A 19401-nucleotide genomic window follows, 5' to 3' on the forward strand; every position below is an offset into this window, starting at 1 on the left:
GTCTGCCGTGGGTTACAATGATTTTCTAAAGTAAGTGCCATTAGGCTGGCGCCGACCCGCTCATTTGCTTCTTCTGTATCCGTTAATTTACCCAGGACTGAGTGAATGAGTACAACCAGAACGAAAATCCTTCTTTTGCTGGTACTGCTCGTCAGCATCACAATACCAGGTGTATTCTACTTGAGGCGCTACCAATCGCTGGTGATCAGCGATCTGAGTAAAAAGTCGAAGCATACGATTCAAGCCAGCCGTTCAGTGAGTCCCAATTTTTATCCATTCATGTCAGCGGAAACAGCACAACCGGCGGCACACTGATGACTCACAATAATCGTGAATCAAATGTACCATCCGGTCCTATCGATTTAACAATCGCTGGAGATTATTTCCAAATTCAGAGTGAAATTCAGTATGTTCCCAATGGCAAGGATCAGGGGATATTAACGATTGGCTATCGATTCCATTAGAGATCGAGTTTACCTCAAAATAAAGATCTCTTTCAAATTGGTCTCCTCTTTGAACTTCTTAAAACTGCGCAGACGAATAGCAGTTGGTGGCTTCGGCATTTTCATTCTTTCTTGACTGTTAAATCGTATTAAATCTGGGTAACATATTAGCCCGCGAATACTTATCGAGACTGAAGGCACGACAGGATGGCAAAAAAACAGAAACCGAAGAATCAGCATGAACGTACGCGTGTGGATCATGCGACGGAAATTGCGGAAGATTATGTCGAAGCCATCGCTGAAATCATCGAAGAGCAGGACGTCTGCCGGGTCAAGGATCTGGCGGAATACTTCGCCGTCAGTCACGTCACCGTAAATCGCACGGTTGCCCGCCTGCAGCGCGACGGCTATGCCACGACTGAGCCTTATAGCCCCGTCGAATTAACCAGCAAAGGGGCAAAGCTGGCGAAACATTCCCGTCACCGGCATGAAATCGTCCTCCGTTTTCTGGTAGCGCACGGCGTCAGCGAAGAGACTGCCGCCACCGATACCGAAGGCATCGAACACCACGTCAGCCCTGAAACGCTAAATATAATGGAAGCCTTCATTTCGAAAGCGCACCGCTAGATCTTGCGGCAGCTATTCCTTCGCAGCTTCCTCAGGCAACGCCTCCTTCTTGACGACGCACTGATAAAACTTTTGTCGCTTGAGCAAACGATCGAGGGCCGCCTCATTCATGGGACCAGTGGTATTAAACGAAATTTCTTTTTTTGCTGCATCCACCTTGAACGATTTCAGATCAACCCAGGAAAACCCGTCTAAAACATCACGGGCACTCTTTGCCAATTTTCCTTTCCCGCTATATAGACCAAATTGAATGGTGACTTTCATGTTCTGACCTGGGGAAACCGTGGCTGGCGTGTTCATTGTTGTGCTTGCGCCCGTTGAATCGGCTCCGATAGTAGTTGAGACGATACCAATTCCAGTGGGATCGCTCTTCTTGGTTCCCTGGGGCGGCACTGTCTTCAAATGCGTTACCTCGAGCTGGATCCCCTTCAGGCAGCCAACTGCATATTCGATTTCCTCTTTTTCGTTTCCACCGACCCTCACTTTGATATCGAAGAGCCCCTGTTCAAAATCGATATTCAGAGAACCTGGAATATACCGATCAATGCCACATAAATTTCCATTGGTTGCCTGTTTTATAAACCGATGATCGAATTGAGGAAGTTTATCGCCATGGTCAATAAACTGAAAATACAGCGTTTTCTCAGTGGATTCCGGATCGTACTCTATTTTTTGCATCGAAACAATTTCATCTGCCAGAACCAGATGGAATAAAGGGGCACCGTTAATCTGTTTGGCCAAGTCATCCGGAGGAACTCGATCAATCTGAACAGCAACATACATCCTGTCTGGATCGATCCTGGCAGAATTTTTAATCGCACAGCCAAGGACGCCCTCAACTTCATTATTGATTATCCTATAACTCTCGGTCAAATATTTTTTGATCATCTCCGGCTGCTGATCGCGATGATACTCATTAAAGGGGTCTTTAACGGTAAGAACCTTTAAGACGACGAAATACATTGGTCTGCCAGGGGTTCGAAAGGGGGGAGCCGGAGGGCCGACACTCAGGGGTTTCGCAGATAAACTGAGCTTACGGTGATTCATCATCGCACTGATTTTTGTGCCTAAATCATCATCAGGCAGATGATCCATTTGAAACGTCACCGTTTTTTTGGGAAAACTGACATCGAGAGTACCAGGGATAAAACCCAGGACTTTTTCGTACAGAATTTCACTTAATTCACTGAGGGTCATATTTCTGTGAAAGTTATAGCTTAGATTTTCCTGTCCGTCGTCTTTTGTCACGCCGTAATCATCAAGAATCTGGTAGGTGACCTGCACATGCTTCTTCTGTTTCTCCGTTCGAACTTCTCTTTCTCGATCCGGAGACGGACTGATTAACAACGGAATGTTTGGTAAGTGATTGATCTGTAATCCCAGATTTGAGGCCGGGGGTTGGATCACCTGGAATGTCAAGATTTTGTATTCCAGATCCAACTTCAGCGAGTTAGGGATATATTCAGGTACCGACTGCTCAAGCTGTTGACTCAACGCCTGATACAATGCCTTTGAACCTTGTTCAAAGTTTTCCTCGAGCTGTTTTTTATACTCAGGAATGATGTTGCTCAGATGATACTCAAGTTCATGGACGATCAACTTATCTGCACCGTGCTTCTCAATTAGTTCTTCATGCAACGACCGATTCAGTGGCGCGACGGAAACCATCTGAAACGAAACGCTGTTAATGGCTTGAATCAGGTTATCGGGAATCGGATTCCGCATGGAAAAAGAGAGCTCCTTCTTCTTTAAGTCAACGTCCAGAAAACTAATCTGATTGAGAAACTTATCCCCGAGTGTTGAGCCCAATGACCTTTCTGCCACACCTTCTGCCTGTTTAATTTGCTTCTCTTCGTTCGTGTTAGGGTTCTTCGTGTAGCGAATGATCTTTCCCAGATTTTCATGAATGGCGACGATTTTAAAAGATAGCTTCGTTGTCGGATTCGAAGCGGGAGAGACATCGCTGGACTGAGCTTTCATAACCGGCGTCTCGCCAGGCTCATTCTCTATAGCTTCTTGCTCTGAAACATCCCTCTGTTCCAGTGCTAGATTTTCCGCTTTCTGATCGGATGAATTCGAGTTGGATGAGAGAAACAAAATTCCACCGCCGACAAGCACCCCGATCACCAGCAGACCAGCCACGATTGTCGTCGTACCTGCCGACTGCTTCTTGTTTGATCTCTTGCCAGACCGCTGAGGTTTACCAGTCGAACGCGCTTTGTGAACCGGGCCTTCTTCGCTCAGATCTTCGTCATCCCAGGCATCCGGCAGAGACGCGGGCTTCTGCTTTTTTTTCACTTTTGGGGGTGCGGATTTGGGAGCGGCAACGACAAACGGAGTCTGACATTTCGGGCAGGGCACTTTTTTACCCAAAGCGGCTTTCGATTTTGCTTTAAACGAAGCCCCGCAATGCGGGCATTGAATTACAAACGTCTCGGACATGAAATCAGCCTGTTACAGTGAATGATGATTTATTTAACAAGAGTAATTTGCAGGGTACGTGCGATCAATCCCATTTACAAACATAAGGAGTAATATTTCACTGATCTTTCATACCTCATACGTTTTGCAGGATCATTTGTATGATCAGAATCTTCATTCATCGCGGAAAACGATTGAAAAACTTCGCGGTCGTTACAGGTTTCTCTGCTGAAATCGGCTGATCGCTCTGGTAGGATTGGTACTACCTCAACCAGGAAAATCACTAAACTACCACGGAGCGAATTCATGATCCACAGCCTCGGTCGATCCATTTCATCTTTGTTCTGTCTGTTCTTGTTCGTCTTATGCACGACGCCCATAGTTTCTGCTGCCGAATCCAAAACCAACGTCCTGTTTCTAATCTGTGATGACTTGAACTGCGACCTTGGCTGTTACGGTCATCCGCAAGTGAAATCTCCGAATATTGACCAGCTGGCGAAGCAGGGGGTTCGCTTCGAACATGCCTACTGTCAGTTTCCCCTCTGTGGACCGAGCCGGGCGTCATTCATGACGGGCATGTACCCCGATCAAACACTCGTGCATCGCAATGCGATTTATATTCGCGAGCATGTGCCCAACGTGCAAACGATGTCACAGATGTTTCGCAATCAGGGTTACTTCGCCACCCGCGTCGGGAAAATCTATCACTACAATGTCCCCAAAAACATTGGAACCGGCGGACACGATGATCCGTTTTCCTGGAATCAAACTTTCAATCCCCGCGGGCGCGACGTGGATGACGAAGACAAAATTTTTAGTCTGACACCCGGCAGCTTTGGCGGCACACTCAGCTGGCTCGCCGCCGACGGGACCGACGAGGAACAGACCGACGGCATCGCTGCCGACATTGCCGTTGAACAACTCAAACAATTCGCCGCGAAGAAGCAGCCGTTCTTCCTCGCAGTGGGTCTCTATCGGCCGCACACGCCTTATGTCGCTCCCAAAAACTATTTTGACATGTATCCCACCGATCAGATCAACGTGCCCCAAATTCCGGACGGTTATCTTAAGACGATCCCCGAGCCGGCACGCAAATCGGTCAACCGCAAAAAGAATCAGATCAATCTCCCCGACAATCTCTCCCGGCAGGCGATTCAAGCCTATTACGCTTCGATTACTTTCGCCGATGCCCAGCTAGGGAAGATCCTGGCGACGCTTAAAGAGACCGGCTTGGATGAAAACACGATCATCGTTTTCACGTCCGATCATGGCTATCACATGGGCGAACATGGTCACTGGCAGAAAACGACGCTCTTTGAAAACGCAGCTCGTGTGCCGTTGATCATCGCTGGTCCCGGCGTGACTGCCAAAGGACAAACGGCACTCTCCCCCGCGGAAATGGTCGACTTTTATCCCACGCTGGCTGAACTGTGTGAGTTGAAAACACCCGCTTCGACTTCCGGTGTCAGTCAGGTTCCCACATTGAAAGATGCTTCCACCGCCTCCCGCGAATCCGCGTTAACGCAGTATGCGAACGGCTACAGTATTCGCACGCCCCGCTATCGTTACACCGAATGGGGCGACAAAGGAAAGCAGGGGGTCGAACTCTATGATCATGAGACCGACACAGTCGAAATGAAAAATATCGGCGATAATCCGGCGACCGAACAGATCCGCAAAAAGTTGGCGAAACAACTGCACGAACGCATTGAACAGGCCAACCAGAAACCCAAAGGGGTCAAGCAGGTCAAATTCGAAAACCGCCGCCGCGTTCCCCGTTAAATCAGAATCCGGCCTTGTATTTCCTGGAACAGTTGTTTTGAATGGAAGGTGCGCGAGAAGTGAACCTTCCTTCAAACGACCCACCCACAGGAATGCATCATGAATTTATCCCGACGTGAATTTTCAAAATCACTGTTCCTCTCTGGCCTCGGTTGCGCCGCCGGTCAATGGCCTGCAAGTAATCTTAAAGCCGCTGAACCGAACATCAAAGCCGGCACCGGGATCATCGACGTTCACACTCACATCGGCACTTATACCGACCCGAAAAAAAATCTGTCACCCGAAGCGTTATTGAGTTGGATGGACGAGCATCAGATCGAGAAATCCGTCGTCCTGCCACTGACCTCGCCGGAATCCACCAAATATCTGCAGACCACCGAATCGGTTCTGGCAGCCGCGAAACAGTATCCCGATCGACTGATTCCCTTCTGTTCTGTCGATCCACGCACCACACATGCCGGCTCTGTCAAAGCACTGGTCAGCATGATTCAAGCCTGGGTCGATCAAGGGGCGAAAGGCTTCGGCGAACACAAGGTCGGCCTCAACTTTGACGACCCGCTGATGATGCGCGTTTACGAAGCCTGTCAGGAAGTCGGCATTCCGCTGCTGTTTCATATCGATAACATTCGCGGGAAAGATGTACCCGGACTGAAGCGACTGGAGAATGCCCTCAAGACATTCCCTGAACTCAATTTCATCGGCCACGGTCCCGGCTGGTGGGCCTCAATCTCTGGTGGACTCACGCCAAAAGAACTGGGAGGTTATCCCAAATCCAAAGTAAAACCAGGGGGCGCGATTGACGATTTGATGAGTCGTTACCCCAACATCTACGGTGATCTTTCTGCCGGCTCCGGTGCCAATTCGATCTCCCGAGACCTCGCATTTGGTACCGAATTCCTGATTCGCCGTCAGGATCGTATTCTGTTTGGCACCGATTACCTCGCACCCGGACAGCAGGTTCCTCAGTTTGAGCTGTTCGACAAGATCGAACTTCCTGATGCGGTTCTCTCAAAGATCTACCGTGAAAACGCCATTCAGCTCCTCAAATTGACGTCATAACCGGGCTTGAATGTGGACCTATGAATAGATTTGTGAATTTTCTTAATAATTAAGGGCAGGTTCACGTTGTTCTATCCGATTATATTTGTGTATGCTGATCCTTATTAAGGTTCCTGCCTGAGCTGCTCACCCACAGGAAAATGAGAGAGAAGTGCTTTTTTATTTGAATCGCCACTTTGTATCTAATCCTAATTAACAATCGAATCATCGATTTGAGTATGGGAGAATTCGGATGTCCCAACCAAGTACATTCCCCAATAATCCACACGGAAGACATCACCAGAGTGGAAGTCCGTTCTCTGCCTTCGCCCCCGGTTCCGATCTGATCCGCAGCGGCAGCCGTCGCTGGTTTTTGCAGATGGGCATGGCGGGGCTGGCAGGATTGACGTTACCTGAATTACTCAAGCAACAGGCGACGGCCGCACCGCAGGCCCAAATCAGTCAGAAATATCAAGCCAAGTCTGTGATCATGATCTGGCTCTCAGGCGGACCAAGCCAATTGGATATGTGGGATTTAAAACCACAGGCACCCAAAGAAATTCGCGGCCCCTTTAATCCGATTTCGACCAACGTGAACGGCATCGAAATCTGTGAGCACATGCCGAAGCAGGCCGCGATGATGGACAAGTTCGCCATCATTCGTTCCATGGATGCGACGGCCAGCAACCATACACCAACAACTTTCCAGGCTGCCAATCCGAAATCACGCCGCACCAACGATAACCGAGACGGCGGCGGTTACCCCTCAATGGGTTCGGTCGCTGCCAAATTCCGCGGACCGAATGTTCCCGGCATGCCCGGCTTTGTTGCACTGGCTGACAGCATGGGGGCAGATATTTATGGTGCCGGTCATCTGGGACATCGCTATGAACCATTAGACGGCGTAAAGGCCGCAGGCAAGTTTGGCATGCCCGCTGGTGTGACTTCCTCCCGCCTGACGGACCGCGATGCACTACGCCGCCAGTTCGATCAACTTCGAAAACATGCTGCACTCTCACCCGATCTCTCCCTGCAGGATCGCTATGTGCAGGAAGCCTACGACATGGTCCTCTCCGGCAATGTCGCCAAAGCCTTCGATGTGAAACAGGAACCAGAGAAGGTTCGCCAGAAATATGGCAGCCATTCGTTCGGTCAAAAATCATTGCTGGCCCGCCGCCTTGTTGAAGCCGGCGTGACCTTCATTACGATGAGCGATGCTTGGGGCCATTGGGATCACCACGGCGATGAAGTCAAATGGGGTGGGATTGAAAAAGGTCTCAAACCGATGCTACCCGTCTTTGATGATGGTATCACCACACTGGTCAGCGACCTGGACGAACGCGGTTTGCTCGATTCGACACTGGTCCTCGTTCTCGGCGAATTTGGTCGCGGTCCGGTGATTACCAAAACTAACGGCCGTGGTCACTGGACTCCAGTAATGTCGATGCTCGCCGCGGGTGCCGGCGTGCCCGGCGGTCAGGTCATTGGTGCCACCGATCGACGCGGCGGTGAAATCGCCGAACGACGTTTGGGTCCCGGAGACCTTGGTGCCACCGTGTTCAAGAAACTGGGCATCGATCCCTACGGACACTGGATCAAACCGGGCGGACGTCCCACACCACTGGTCGAAGGCCCTTCCGCTCCGATCGCGGAACTTGGTTAATCTGTTTTGGGCTGATCCGTAAACGTATCCGTGGGATACCGCGCGTCCATATCCTGTAGCATCTGTTTCAGTTGTGTGCTCAGCTGCGCTGTTCGTTCGGGCTGACGGTCACTCAAATCATTCTGCTCGCCTGGATCGCTACCCAAATTATACAACTCACGGTTCCCCGATTCATAAAACTTCAGCAGTTTCCAGTCCCCTACACGAATCGCAGACACCGGTCGCGTCTTGCTGACCGCGAAGTCATTCACGCCGATCGTCTCCTTCGCCTTTTTATATCCTTTCTCCGGATGGTAATAAGGAAAATGCCAGGTCAGTGCGCGGGTTGGCCAGCTTGTTGATTTGCCTTCCAACAACGGCAGCAGGCTTTTACCGTCCAATGCCAGCTGTGAACAGTTCCTGTCTGCCACTTCGCAGAAGGTGGGAAACAGATCGATGCCACTCACGGGTTTCGTACAGACGCTTCCTGCCTGAACGTGCTTCGGCCAACGTACAAGAAACGGCACACGAATACCTGCTTCATACAGGTTCCATTTACTTCCGCGCAGTGGACCGTTGGTGGCATACTCGGGATGGCCGCCGTTATCTGAGGTGAACACAATCAGCGTTGAATCGCGCAGTCCGCTTTCGTCCAGCGCTGCCAGCACTTGGCCGACATAATGATCCAGCGTCTCAATGAACGCACCGTAATGTGTGCGGCGTTTCGCGTCGCCCAAACCGGCGGCCGCTTTGTCTCCGTATTTCTCAACCAGCCAGTCAGTCGGCGAACGGACCGGCGTATGCACATGGAAGTAAGACAGATACAGAAAGAATGGTTTGTCCCGTTCTTGTTTCAAAAACTGAATCGCGTTCTCCGTCACCGCGTCCGGCGGAAATTCGTCTTTCTGGAAATCACCTGACTTCCAGTCAAACTTCTTCGCATAGGGATGACTGCCGAATGCTTCGACTGCCGTCTGAAACCCCTGCTGTTTCGGCCCATGCGTCGGGCTCCAGCCAAGATAACCTTTGTAGTGTTCGCTGACGTGCCATTTGCCGAAGAAGCCAGTCGCGTAATCCGACTGCTGCAGCATTTCACCCAGCGTTACTTCATTCAAAGGCAGCTCCCGCGTATAAGGGGGCGGCAGCAGTTGGCGGAACGGCGGGTCGACACCAGCGGGTTTCGTCACAAATTCAAAATGCAGTCGCGCGGGAGTCTTTCCCGTCAGAATCGCCGCCCGTGAAGCCGAGCAGATCGGAGCCGGGGAATAGGCGTTCGTAAACTTCATGCCCTCCGATGCCAGTTGATCCAGGTGTGGCGTGTCGGCGAGCGTGCCACCATAACAGGCCAGATCTTTCCAGCCCAGATCATCGGCCAGAATGAAAACGATGTTTGTTTTTTCGGCTGCATAATTTGCAGGTAAGCACAAACACAGAAACATGAAGACGAACAGAGAACGCAGCATCAGTGAACCTTTAAAAGTAAGAGAGTGTTTCTATTCAATGGAGAACACCATGGTATAGGAACCGTCGACCGACTTCGAGGGTGTCTGTTGTTTGGTAAGATCAATGGCAAACGGACGATCAAGACTGTTGCCTGCCAGATCTTCGATCACTGTGCCGACCGCGAGTTGATACCAGCCTGCCTGCCACGGTTGATCGGGGATAAATCGCCAGACGGTTTCGTTCTCCGCCAGTTCAATTTTCCCAGGAACCGGCTTCGCGTTGATGTCTTTTAATGTCAACTGGCTCAAGAGCAGAGCATAATCGAGCGGCTCGTCCAGCTCATAAATAAGCGGCTCGCGCGTTCCCGCCGTGGGTTGATTCAAGTTCCACTTGTGGATGTCTGGCTGACGTTCGTCCATGGCAACCGCCGTGAATATTTTTTTCACCTCTTTCCCCAGCGGATGTCCCGATAGCGCAGCCCATTTGGGGCTGATCCGTAAATCATATTCCTGCCCCTCATTCAGAATCGCCCCCAGTTCCACATTCAAATTCACGCCCACCTTCTGCCTGCCGGGATGAAACCAGAGCGTCAACTGTTTGCCATCGGGAGACCAAAGCTCGGTATGCCGAAACGGGCGAGGCACCAGTTGCTGTTGGGTTTTGTTGAACAGCGAAAAGTGTTCGAAAATCTCGCCCTGTTGCATTGGTTCGGAAAACTGAATATAGAACTTCAGATGATTCGCGGGCAAACGTTTGCTCGAAGGATAGACGGCGGTCACGCGCGGGGGCTTTGAATCGGGTAGGGGAATCGCATACGTTTTACGTAAACGTTGCTCTGTTTTATTCGTCGTCAGTTTCAATGCTGCCGGATCAAAGACCGCCTGATAACGACTGCCTCGCACCAGCGGAAACGCGGGTTTAAATTCCAGACGCTGGTCTTTGATTTGATAACGTCCCAGCATCGCTGGCAGTTTATCATCAGTCTGTGACTCCCGTCTCAGCGAGAGTACCCGTTGGAACTGTTCCTCGTCTGCCGTTTTGAGTGTTGTCCAGAGTCGTTCCTCCACGGCGGTCACCACGAACAAACACAACCGGGGATCGTTTTCGTTCACTTCAATCGACAGCTGGAAGAGGGCGTCAGCTGCTTGAGATTGCTCGGCAAAAGTCAGTGCGCTGAATACGAATAACAACGATAACCCAACCGGTCTGATTGCAAAAAATGCGTGCCATTTAGCCATAAGAGTCACTACCTGTGAGCGGCACGGCGCTAGCCGCCGTTTGTGTGTTGAGAACCTGCTTCAAAAACGGTGGCTAGCGCCATTCCGCTCATTTTTCTTCGAAAGGACTATAAAACAGGCTCTTTCCCGCTCATAAACAGAACCGGAAAGAGCCTGTGTATTTGAAGACATTCACCCCTTACGGCAGTTCTGCAATTTCCAGGTCGAGGTGCCCTTCGTTATCACGCAGCACGACGATTTCTTTCTTTTGCAGTTTATCAATGTGCACAGCACCGGAAAGCTGCTCGACGATTTCAATGCCATTCGGCCCCTGGTTTTGTTTCACATCGCGGCGGGCCGCTTCTTCGTTGATCTCTTCCGCGTCAAGGTAGTCCATATTAACGCGGACACCCCACCATTTACTCGGGCCATACATGCTCTTTTTCCAGTGAAAGCGGAACGTGTTGGTCAGTAGCCATTCCTTGCCGTCACTTTCGTACGTCAGCATGTCCAGCGGACGATTGCCCGAACCGAGTTCCACCACGCTCGTCCCTTTGACTTTACTGCCTGACTGCAGTTCGTCCAGCGGGAACTTGGCGATCGGCGTGCAGGCAAACGCACCGACAATATAATTCTTGCCTTTGTTTGAATAAGGCACGAACGATTGAATCGGTGCTTTCGTTTCCCAGCGGCGATGCGCCACATGATAAGTTTCGGCACTGTAGATATCAGCCGACGTACCGTGTGTGAGGGGCAGTGGGATCGAATAAATTTTGTTAGCGAACTCTTCGTTCGATTGTGCTGCTGCCAGCAGACGATCGCTGGCCAATGCCACGCCGGTGATGTTTCGGATTTTCGAATCTTTGCCGCCGGGGAGAGCGACCTGAATGTAATCGACTTCTGACAGATCAAAGTTTTTGACCTTGCCTTTCTCATCAATCACCAGAATCGCCGGCTGACCGTCGGTCTTACGCTGTACCGAAAGATAAACTTTGCCGCTCTGTGAATTGACCGCCATGTCGACGATATTGAGCTGATCCGGTTCGACACCCATGCTGGCGGCAACCGCGACATCAATTTTCGGAACTTTCTTTTCCAGCTTCTTGAGTGGTCCTGCATCGTGAGTATCAATGACGGTGATTGTCGCTTTCGCAGGGTCCGCCACCACCAGCAATCCGCTGGGTCCAAATGTAATCTTGCCTACCGACTTAAAACCGGGATTTCCCTTTTGCACATTGTTGAGATACTTACTCGCCGCATCTTTGGTCACGCCGGCCTGTATCGTCTGGCCTCCGGTGAGCAACAGCAAAAGCGCTACGATACCGACGCCTGCTTTCATGATTTGCGATCTGATCATCAAACTGGTTCCTGAAAAATGAAATTTGAAACAGCGGGAATCCACACCCTCCAACCGAACTCAATCGTAAGTCCCTCAAATTTGAGAGTCAACAAGATTGTGAATTTAACGACCGTTTACCCCGATTCTGCATATTGTGCAAATCAGGCGAAATAGGGTCGTCAATCAAAACATTTCAATTCTGGTAAGATCGCCCAACGCGCTTGACATTACTGATGCGTATTCTGTTATAATAAACTTTCTTCCGATAAAACCGGGCGTCGCCCAACCTTCGGAGTCGATACCAGCAAGAGTTCATTGGTAATCCAACGAGATTACCAGTCCCGCCTGTTCCATCCTCAAATGACGAGAAACATTCAGCAATGGTCGTTTCCCGGCGTATCGTATTTAGTTTGCTGCTGAACTGTCTGATGGTCTTGCTTTACATGCCGCCACTGGCCTGTGCAGCCGAGGCACCAACGAAATCTGCTAAGTCTCCCCCGATTGCCTATGAAGACAAAGTTCAGCCGATTTTTCAAAAGCATTGCGTGAAGTGTCACAGCGAGAAAAATCGCAAAGCGGAGTTCGACCTGAGTTCAACCGCCAGTCTCCTGAAAGGGGGCGAATCGGGTGCAGGACTGGTTGCAGGCAAACCGGACGAAAGTTTGCTGTATGAATATCTGCACGATGGCGCAATGCCCCCCGAAGGTTCTCCCCCGTTGTCAAAACAGGAACTGGAAACCATCCGTCAGTGGATTCACTCCGGCTTACACTTCAAAGAAAAACCAGAATCAACAACAACGGTCCTTTCACAGCATGATGTGCTCCCCATTTTGTATCGTCGCTGTGCAATGTGTCACGGCCCCGAATACCAGGAGGGGGGCCTCGATGTCCGCTCGAAAGCCAACATCCTCACGGGTGGCAAAGCGGGGACATCCGTCATTGCAGGGAAACCGGCTGAAAGCCTGCTAATCAAATACATTGTAAAAAAGACCTGTCCTCCCAAAGGTGAAATCAGCCGCGCCGGCATTGAACCGATGACGGCTGAAGAGCTGACCACCCTCAAAGACTGGATCGCGCAGGGACTTAACGAAGTCAACGAATCCGCGGAAATCAACCTCGCAAAGGACCCGCTGGTTTCAAAAGAAGACCGCCAGTTCTGGTCGTTCCAATCACCGCAGCAGGTGACGCCTCCCACAGTGAAGCATGCGGAGTTAGTTAAAAATCCAATCGATGCTTTCCTGCTCCATAAACTGGAAGCACAGAATTTGTCATACGCTCCTGAAGCAGACAAACGCACGCTCATCCGCCGCGCAACGTTTACGTTAACAGGTCTGCCGCCGACTCCTGAAGAAGTCCGCGCGTTCCTTGCCGATGAAAGCGACCACGCTTATGAAACGTTGATCGACCGGCTGCTCAAGTCTCCCCGTTATGCCGAGAAGTGGGGGCGTTTCTGGCTGGATCTGGCCGGCTATGCCGATTCCGAAGGCAAACGCAGTGCCGACCTGATCCGCAAATACGCCTACCGATATCGCGATTATGTGATTCGCGCCTTCGACGAAGATAAACCCTATGATGTCTTTCTGACCGAACAACTGGCGGGCGATGAACTCGTCGATTATGCCGCTCCGAATAGTGCCACACCCGAGGTGATTGAAAAGCTGGTCGCGACCGGCTTTCTGCGGATGGCCCCTGATGGAACGTCTGCGAATCCCGTGAACCGTGTTTCCGATCGGATGGAAGTCATCTCGGATGAAATCGATGTGCTCTTCCGCAGCGTATTCGGCTTAACAATGAACTGCGCCCGCTGTCATAGTCACAAATACGATCCAATTCCTCAACGCGATTATTACCGCGCGATGGCCATCTTCAAAGGGGCCTACGACGAATACGACTGGATGACGCCGCAACCGTTCAGCAATCAGTGGAAGCGTGCCCGCAGTCGTTTACTGACGATCATTCCCGAAGAGGAACAACGGGCCATCGACGAGCATAACGCACCGATCAAAAAAAAGATCGAAATAATAGAAGCCAAACTGAACGTCAAAAAAATCGATAGAACAAAAAAGAAAAAACTCGACAAGCAACTCAAAGAGTTAAAAGCGAAGTTAAAAACCCCCAACATGATCCGCGCCTTATGGGATCGCGGCCGTCCTTCGCCGACCTACATCTATCGCCGGGGCGATGAAAACCAGCCGACGCGACTCGTTGAACCGGGACCGCCGTCTGCGATTGCCGATGGTATTTCACCCTATCATGTGGAACCGATCAAACAGACGACCGAGAAAACCGGCCGCCGACTCGCCTTTGCTCGCTGGCTGACGCAGCCCGATCATCCGCTGACGTCGCGTGTCATCGTGAATCGTATCTGGAAGAAACATTTCGGCACCGGGATCGTCAAAAGTCTGGATAACTTCGGTGCGTTGGGAACGCCGCCCAGTCATCCGGAACTGCTCGACTGGCTGGCTGTCGATTTTGTGAAGCAGGGCTGGCAGTTTAAAAAACTGCACCGTCTAATCATGACGTCGCAAGCATATCGGCAGTCGTCTGCTATCACACCCGAACATCAAAAGAGCGACCCCGAAAACAGGCTTCTCTCCCGGATGCCTTTGCGACGACTGGAAGCAGAAGAACTACGCGACTCGCTGATATTTACCGCTGGTGAACTGGATGAAACTCAATTCGGAACACCGGCCGCCGTGGAAGTCCGCCCCGATGGACTCGTCACTGCGAAGCGAACCCAACAGGGCTGGCGGCGCAGCGTGTATGTCCGTCATCGTCGCAAGGAAATGCCCACGTTTCTGGAAGTCTTCGATCTGCCTCAAATGAATCCGAACTGTACGGCTCGACAGAATTCGACCGTCGTCTCGCAGCCGCTGCTGCTGGTAAATAATAAACTGGTGCATGACCTCGCCGACCTGTTTGCCAAACAGGTTCGAACCCGTGCAGGCAACGATCCGAAACTGCAGATTGAAACCGCTTATCAACTGGCGTTTCAACGCGATCCACTGCCTGGGGAAACAGAGATTGCTCTGGCATCGCTTAAGTTATTAGGTCAGCCAGTTGAGAACCAGAAGCAGAAAGACAAAACCGCCCCCGATGGTTTAACCGAATATTGTCACGTGTTATTGAACTCCGCCGAATTTCTTTACATCGATTGAAACGACCATGCCTGTTCCACCATCACACAATTCGCTGATGTCTGAAATCTCGCGCCGTAGTTTTTTCGACCGCATGACAGACGGACTGTACGGCGTGGCATTGACGGCGCTAATTGGTCAACAGCAGCGTTTGCAGGCAGCAGAAAAGCAACAGCATCACGCGGCGTCCATCCCCGAAAACCTGGCTCCCAAACGCCCGCACTTCGCCCCGCGTGCGACTTCGGTGATTCATCTCTGTATGCAGGGCGGCCCCAGTCAGGTCGATCTGTTTGATCCCAAGCCAGCTCTGAAAAAGTTTCATGGCAAGACCGCACCACGCGAATTAACCGGCAACGCCGTCTTCGAAAAAGACCGTACCGGCAAGCTGATGCAAAGCCCTTTCGAATTCAAACAGCGTGGCAAAACGGGGGCCTGGGTTTCCGATGCGCTGCCGCATATCGCACAGGAGGTCGATGAACTCACCATTGTCCGTTCGATGTATAACGTGCACCCCAACCACGAGCCCGCCATTTACAAACTGCAGTCGGGACAAACCTTCCCCGGCCATCCGGCCCTCGGTTCCTGGATTACCTACGGGCTGGGCAATGAAAATCAGAACCTGCCCGCATATGTCGTATTGGCCGATCCCAGCAATCGCCTGCCCGTGAATAATGTGGACAACTGGATGTCCGGCTATCTCTCACCCCTGTATCAGGGAACCCGCATGAAGGCCACCGGTTCTCCGCTGTTGAATCTGGCACCCGATTATTCGAGCGTAGAACAGGTCGCCCGTACCAAACAGGATTTGCTCAAACAACTCGACCGCCTGCACCAAAAACAGCGCCCCGGCCAGATGGAACTCGAAGCCCGCATTCAGAACTACGAAATGGCGGCCAATATGCAGCTCGAAGCAACAGAGACGCTGGATATCTCGCAGGAAACATCACAAACGCTTTCCATGTATGGTATCGATGAGAAAGAGACCGACAGTTTCGGTCGACGTTGTCTGCTGGCCCGCCGCCTGGTTGAGAACGGCGTCCGCTTCGTGCAGCTCTACACCCGCGGCCAGATCTGGGACAATCATTCCAATATCAACAAATCACTCCGCAACGCCTGCGGGCAGACCGATCTCCCGATTGCCGGCCTGCTGAAAGATCTCCGGCAGCGCGGCTTATTGGATAACACACTCGTTCTCTGGGGCGGAGAATTTGGTCGCCTGCCGACCGCACAGATCACTTCCGCTGCCAAGATGAACGTCGCTGGCCGCGATCATGGCCCGTATGGGTTCTCGGCCTGGATGGCAGGCGGCGGTGTCAAACAGGGCCTCGTCTACGGTAATACCGACGAAGTCGGCTACGCCTCGGTCGAAAACCGCGTCAGCATTCAGGACTGGCACGCCACAATCCTGCATCTGCTGGGCATGGATCACGAGAAGCTGGTTTACGATCGCAATGGCCTGGGAGAACGTCTGACGCATCAGCACCCGACCCACGTCGTACACGATATCATTGCGTAATGTGTCGATGTCCCGCTGCTCTCAGTCATTCATGAAGATTTATTGAAGACGCCTCAATTCGGTCGCTGAGATCTTGCCGACCTCTTGGAATTCTCAAGTGTCTCTGTCATGATGAACGTGTCTTCTGATACCAGTCACCACTTCGATTGAGAGAGAGTTCTGATGAAATTGTTTTCCCTGTTCGCGATCATCGTCTGCTTAGTACAATCAAGCACTTTGATTGCCAGTGACCAGGCGACCCCCGAACTGTTTTTAAAGAACGGCGTCACCGCCCATCGCGGCAATTCAAGCGAGTTTCCGGAGAACACGTTACCCGCGTTTCAAAGTGGTATCAAAGTCGGCGCGGACTGGATCGAACTCGATCTATTTCTCACCAAAGATGGCAAGCTCGTTGTCACGCACGACAAAACCACCAAGAGGGTCGGCGATAAAAGTCGGACTGTCGCTCACTCGACTTACGCCGAACTAAAAACCGTCGACGTCGCGACTGACTTCCGCAAACGGCATCAGAAAACAAAACAGGAGTGCCCGTTTCAGCAGATGCCACTTCTCGAAGATGTGTTGAAGCTGGTCAAGCAGCAGCACCGCACCCGCGTCTCCATTCAGCCCAAAGCTGACTGCGTGAAACAAGCGGTCGCATTGGTCAAACAACTCAAGATGGACCCCTGGGTCGGCTTCAATGACGGCAGCCTGACCTATATGTCCCAAGTCAAACAGTTGGCTCCTAAGATTCCCGTCTTCTGGGACCGCGGCGCCAATACCGATATCGACGCCGACATCAAAATCGCCAAAGCACGCGGCTTCGAAGCCCTCGTCCTGAATCATCAGGGCATCACCCCGGAGAAGATCCAGAAAATCAAAGCCGCCGGCCTCGAACCGGGCGCCTGGACTGTCAACGACCCGAAGCTGATGAAACAACTACTCAAGCAGGGCATCGAGCGGATCTACACTGATGACCCCAGGTTGTTGCTCAAGTTGAAATAAAATCACCACCAGAGTATGTTCGTCTCCATTGATACAACCAGTGGAACTGTTTTTTGCGCGAACTTGCATGCGAGATACAACCGGGACAGATCAACATGGCCAAAAAGAAATCAGCGCCACGAAAAAAACAGACCAGTAAAAAGAAGCGTCCTCAAGCAATCAATCCTTTCACGGGAGAGCCGATGGATGCGATCGACTGGGGCGATGTGTTTGAACTGGTTGAAAAAAATAAAACGAGCACGTTGAAGAATCTGTTCGAAGACGGCATGACATTCGAGGAGTTCCAGAATACGTATTGGGGACGTCTGGAAGACAACGAATATCTGCATCGTGCAGCCGAGCAGGGGACTCTGCCGATGGTCAAGCTGCTGATTGAACAGGGAGCCGACCCGGACGAACTGGACGATGTCTATCAGACGCCACTCGAAAGAGCATTTCTGGCGAAGAAAAAACAGGTCGCGAAATATCTGTTTGAACGTACCCAATCAGAGACTGCAAAACAACTGGTAAAAGACACTCTGTATCCCAGCCGTAAAAAAGGTCGCAACCTGCCTCAAATTGATCCAGAATTGAAACAGGCGATCGAGGAAAAATCTCTGAAAACAGTACGGGCCTTGATCAAAAATGGAGTGCCGGTAAATGCCAAGTTTAAAACAGAATATAAGTGCGACAGCACTCCACTGAAACTCGCAGTGGACCTCAACGCATTGAAAATTGCCGAGGCATTATTAATTGCGGGAGCCAATCCAAACCCTGTACCAACTGAAGATCATCCCTTGGCGACAGCCCTGTTCAGGCAGTCTGCAAAGATGATGTCCCTCCTGCTTGAACATGGTGCCAACCCGAATCATCCCGGCGATCTGAAAAAAACCTGCTTAATGGACGCAGTGGATCGCGAAGAAATTCAGTTCGTCAATCTCTTACTGGACGCGGGTACCGATCTGAATCTGCGAGATGCGGAAGGCCGTCAGGCAATTCATTTTGGGAGTTTCTTAAAGTCCCATCGATATGATCCACAAAAAGAGAAGAAAAAGCTGCTTCACTCAGCGAACATTACAATCCGGCTCATCGAAGCAGGCACCGATCTGCAGGCAGAGCCTGAAAGTGGAAGTACAAAACTGATGGGACTCTACAGCGAGCCTCGCTGGGGAGACACGCATCAACGCTATCTGGACTTTAAAGCGGCGCTCATTGAGGCTGGTGTACTCGATACCAGAATTGATGATCTGCTGGGGCTGGTAAGACAGAATAAAATAACAGAGGTCAGGAAACTGATAAAAGAGGGCGTGAATGTGAATCACCGGGGTGATCTTCTCCCTTTTGCCGGTCAGGTCACTCCCCTGGCGATGGCGGTGATCTGTGGTCATCACATACTGGCAGAATTGCTGCTCAAATCTGGTGCGAATTCGGATACCCAGTCAAAGTCATTTCGTTTTGGCGTGGAGGACCCGAATGCCGAGGAACCCAGACCTTATAATGTCATGGAGGAAGACCCACACTACTTCGGTCATGGTTTATCTTGGGTGCGCCCGTTGGGTATCGCAGTCTGGAAGAATGATCCTGAAATGATCCAAATTCTGGCTGATGCAAATGCCTCATTGATGCTGAGTGCAGGCGATGGAGGATCCCCCTTGGTCTGGGCAATCGATCTCGCGCACCTGGAGTCTGTTCAGGCTTTGCTCAGTGCAGGCGCGAACCCGCACAAGTCCAGGAGTAGTAGTGCTGACGCTGTTTTTTATGCCAATCTGGATCACACTCATCCCAATATCAAAAAGCTGGTCAACCGGGCAGCGAAGAAATTCAAATAAAATT

Annotated in this window: 13 protein-coding genes; 9 read left to right on the top strand and 4 right to left on the bottom strand. The window is 51.2% G+C overall.

Translation table 11 applies throughout. The features are described 5' to 3' along the window. Positions 1 to 105 precede the first annotated feature (105 nt). Positions 106 to 315, top strand: a complete 210-nt coding sequence (locus tag AAC022_RS16490; RefSeq protein WP_339732732.1) for a hypothetical protein — start codon at positions 106 to 108, stop codon at positions 313 to 315. Positions 316 to 650: 335 nt separating this feature from the next. Beyond that, on the top strand, positions 651 to 1070 hold the full coding sequence (gene mntR, locus AAC022_RS16495) for a manganese-binding transcriptional regulator MntR (protein WP_339732735.1): 420 nt from the start codon (positions 651 to 653) through the stop codon (positions 1068 to 1070). A gap of 12 nt (positions 1071 to 1082) precedes the next feature. Here mntR and AAC022_RS16500 read toward each other — a convergent pair whose 3' ends face one another. Next, positions 1083 to 3512, bottom strand: a complete 2430-nt coding sequence (locus AAC022_RS16500; protein WP_339732737.1) for an MJ0042-type zinc finger domain-containing protein — start codon at positions 3510 to 3512, stop codon at positions 1083 to 1085. A gap of 285 nt (positions 3513 to 3797) precedes the next feature. Here AAC022_RS16500 and AAC022_RS16505 point away from each other — a divergent pair, with 285 nt between their 5' ends. The 3 genes from AAC022_RS16505 to AAC022_RS16515 all read left to right on the top strand — a co-directional run bounded on the left by AAC022_RS16505 (position 3798) and on the right by AAC022_RS16515 (position 7974). Next, positions 3798 to 5273 carry a sulfatase gene (locus AAC022_RS16505; protein ID WP_339732740.1) on the top strand — a complete coding sequence of 492 codons (1476 nt, stop codon included), beginning with the start codon at positions 3798 to 3800 and terminating at the stop codon, positions 5271 to 5273. Positions 5274 to 5372: 99 nt separating this feature from the next. After that, a complete protein-coding gene (locus AAC022_RS16510; protein WP_339732742.1) occupies positions 5373 to 6332 on the top strand; it encodes an amidohydrolase family protein in 960 nt (319 codons plus the stop codon). Positions 6333 to 6564: 232 nt separating this feature from the next. Beyond that, entirely contained in the window at positions 6565 to 7974 is a 1410-nt protein-coding gene (locus AAC022_RS16515) for a DUF1501 domain-containing protein (RefSeq protein ID WP_339732743.1), read from the top strand. Here the strand turns inward: AAC022_RS16515 and AAC022_RS16520 are convergent. The 3 genes from AAC022_RS16520 to AAC022_RS16530 all read right to left on the bottom strand — a co-directional run bounded on the left by AAC022_RS16520 (position 7971) and on the right by AAC022_RS16530 (position 11970). Continuing rightward, the gene (locus AAC022_RS16520; RefSeq protein WP_339732745.1) at positions 7971 to 9416 is read right to left on the bottom strand and encodes a sulfatase; all 1446 of its coding nucleotides are present in this window, start codon (positions 9414 to 9416) and stop codon (positions 7971 to 7973) included. The genes AAC022_RS16515 and AAC022_RS16520 overlap by 4 nt on opposite strands. Before the next feature lie 30 nt (positions 9417 to 9446). Further along, a complete protein-coding gene (locus AAC022_RS16525) occupies positions 9447 to 10634 on the bottom strand; it encodes an Ig-like domain-containing protein (RefSeq protein ID WP_339732748.1) in 1188 nt (395 codons plus the stop codon). 178 nt (positions 10635 to 10812) lie between these two features. Further along, positions 10813 to 11970 (bottom strand): hypothetical protein, encoded by a 1158-nt coding sequence (locus AAC022_RS16530; protein ID WP_339732749.1) that lies wholly within the window; start codon positions 11968 to 11970, stop codon positions 10813 to 10815. A gap of 362 nt (positions 11971 to 12332) precedes the next feature. Here AAC022_RS16530 and AAC022_RS16535 point away from each other — a divergent pair, with 362 nt between their 5' ends. From AAC022_RS16535 to AAC022_RS16550, 4 genes are all read left to right on the top strand, one after another. Next, a complete protein-coding gene (locus tag AAC022_RS16535; RefSeq protein ID WP_339732750.1) occupies positions 12333 to 15110 on the top strand; it encodes a PSD1 and planctomycete cytochrome C domain-containing protein in 2778 nt (925 codons plus the stop codon). A 7-nt stretch (positions 15111 to 15117) separates the two neighbouring features. After that, positions 15118 to 16605, top strand: a complete 1488-nt coding sequence (locus AAC022_RS16540; protein WP_339732753.1) for a DUF1501 domain-containing protein — start codon at positions 15118 to 15120, stop codon at positions 16603 to 16605. Between the two features lie 162 nt (positions 16606 to 16767). Next, a complete protein-coding gene (locus AAC022_RS16545) occupies positions 16768 to 17589 on the top strand; it encodes a glycerophosphodiester phosphodiesterase family protein (protein ID WP_339732754.1) in 822 nt (273 codons plus the stop codon). Between the two features lie 95 nt (positions 17590 to 17684). Then, positions 17685 to 19397 carry an ankyrin repeat domain-containing protein gene (locus AAC022_RS16550; RefSeq protein WP_339732755.1) on the top strand — a complete coding sequence of 571 codons (1713 nt, stop codon included), beginning with the start codon at positions 17685 to 17687 and terminating at the stop codon, positions 19395 to 19397. The last annotated feature ends 4 nt before the right edge of the window (positions 19398 to 19401 follow it).

The organism is uncultured Gimesia sp., from assembly GCF_963976445.1.
GTDB lineage: Bacteria > Planctomycetota > Planctomycetia > Planctomycetales > Planctomycetaceae > Gimesia.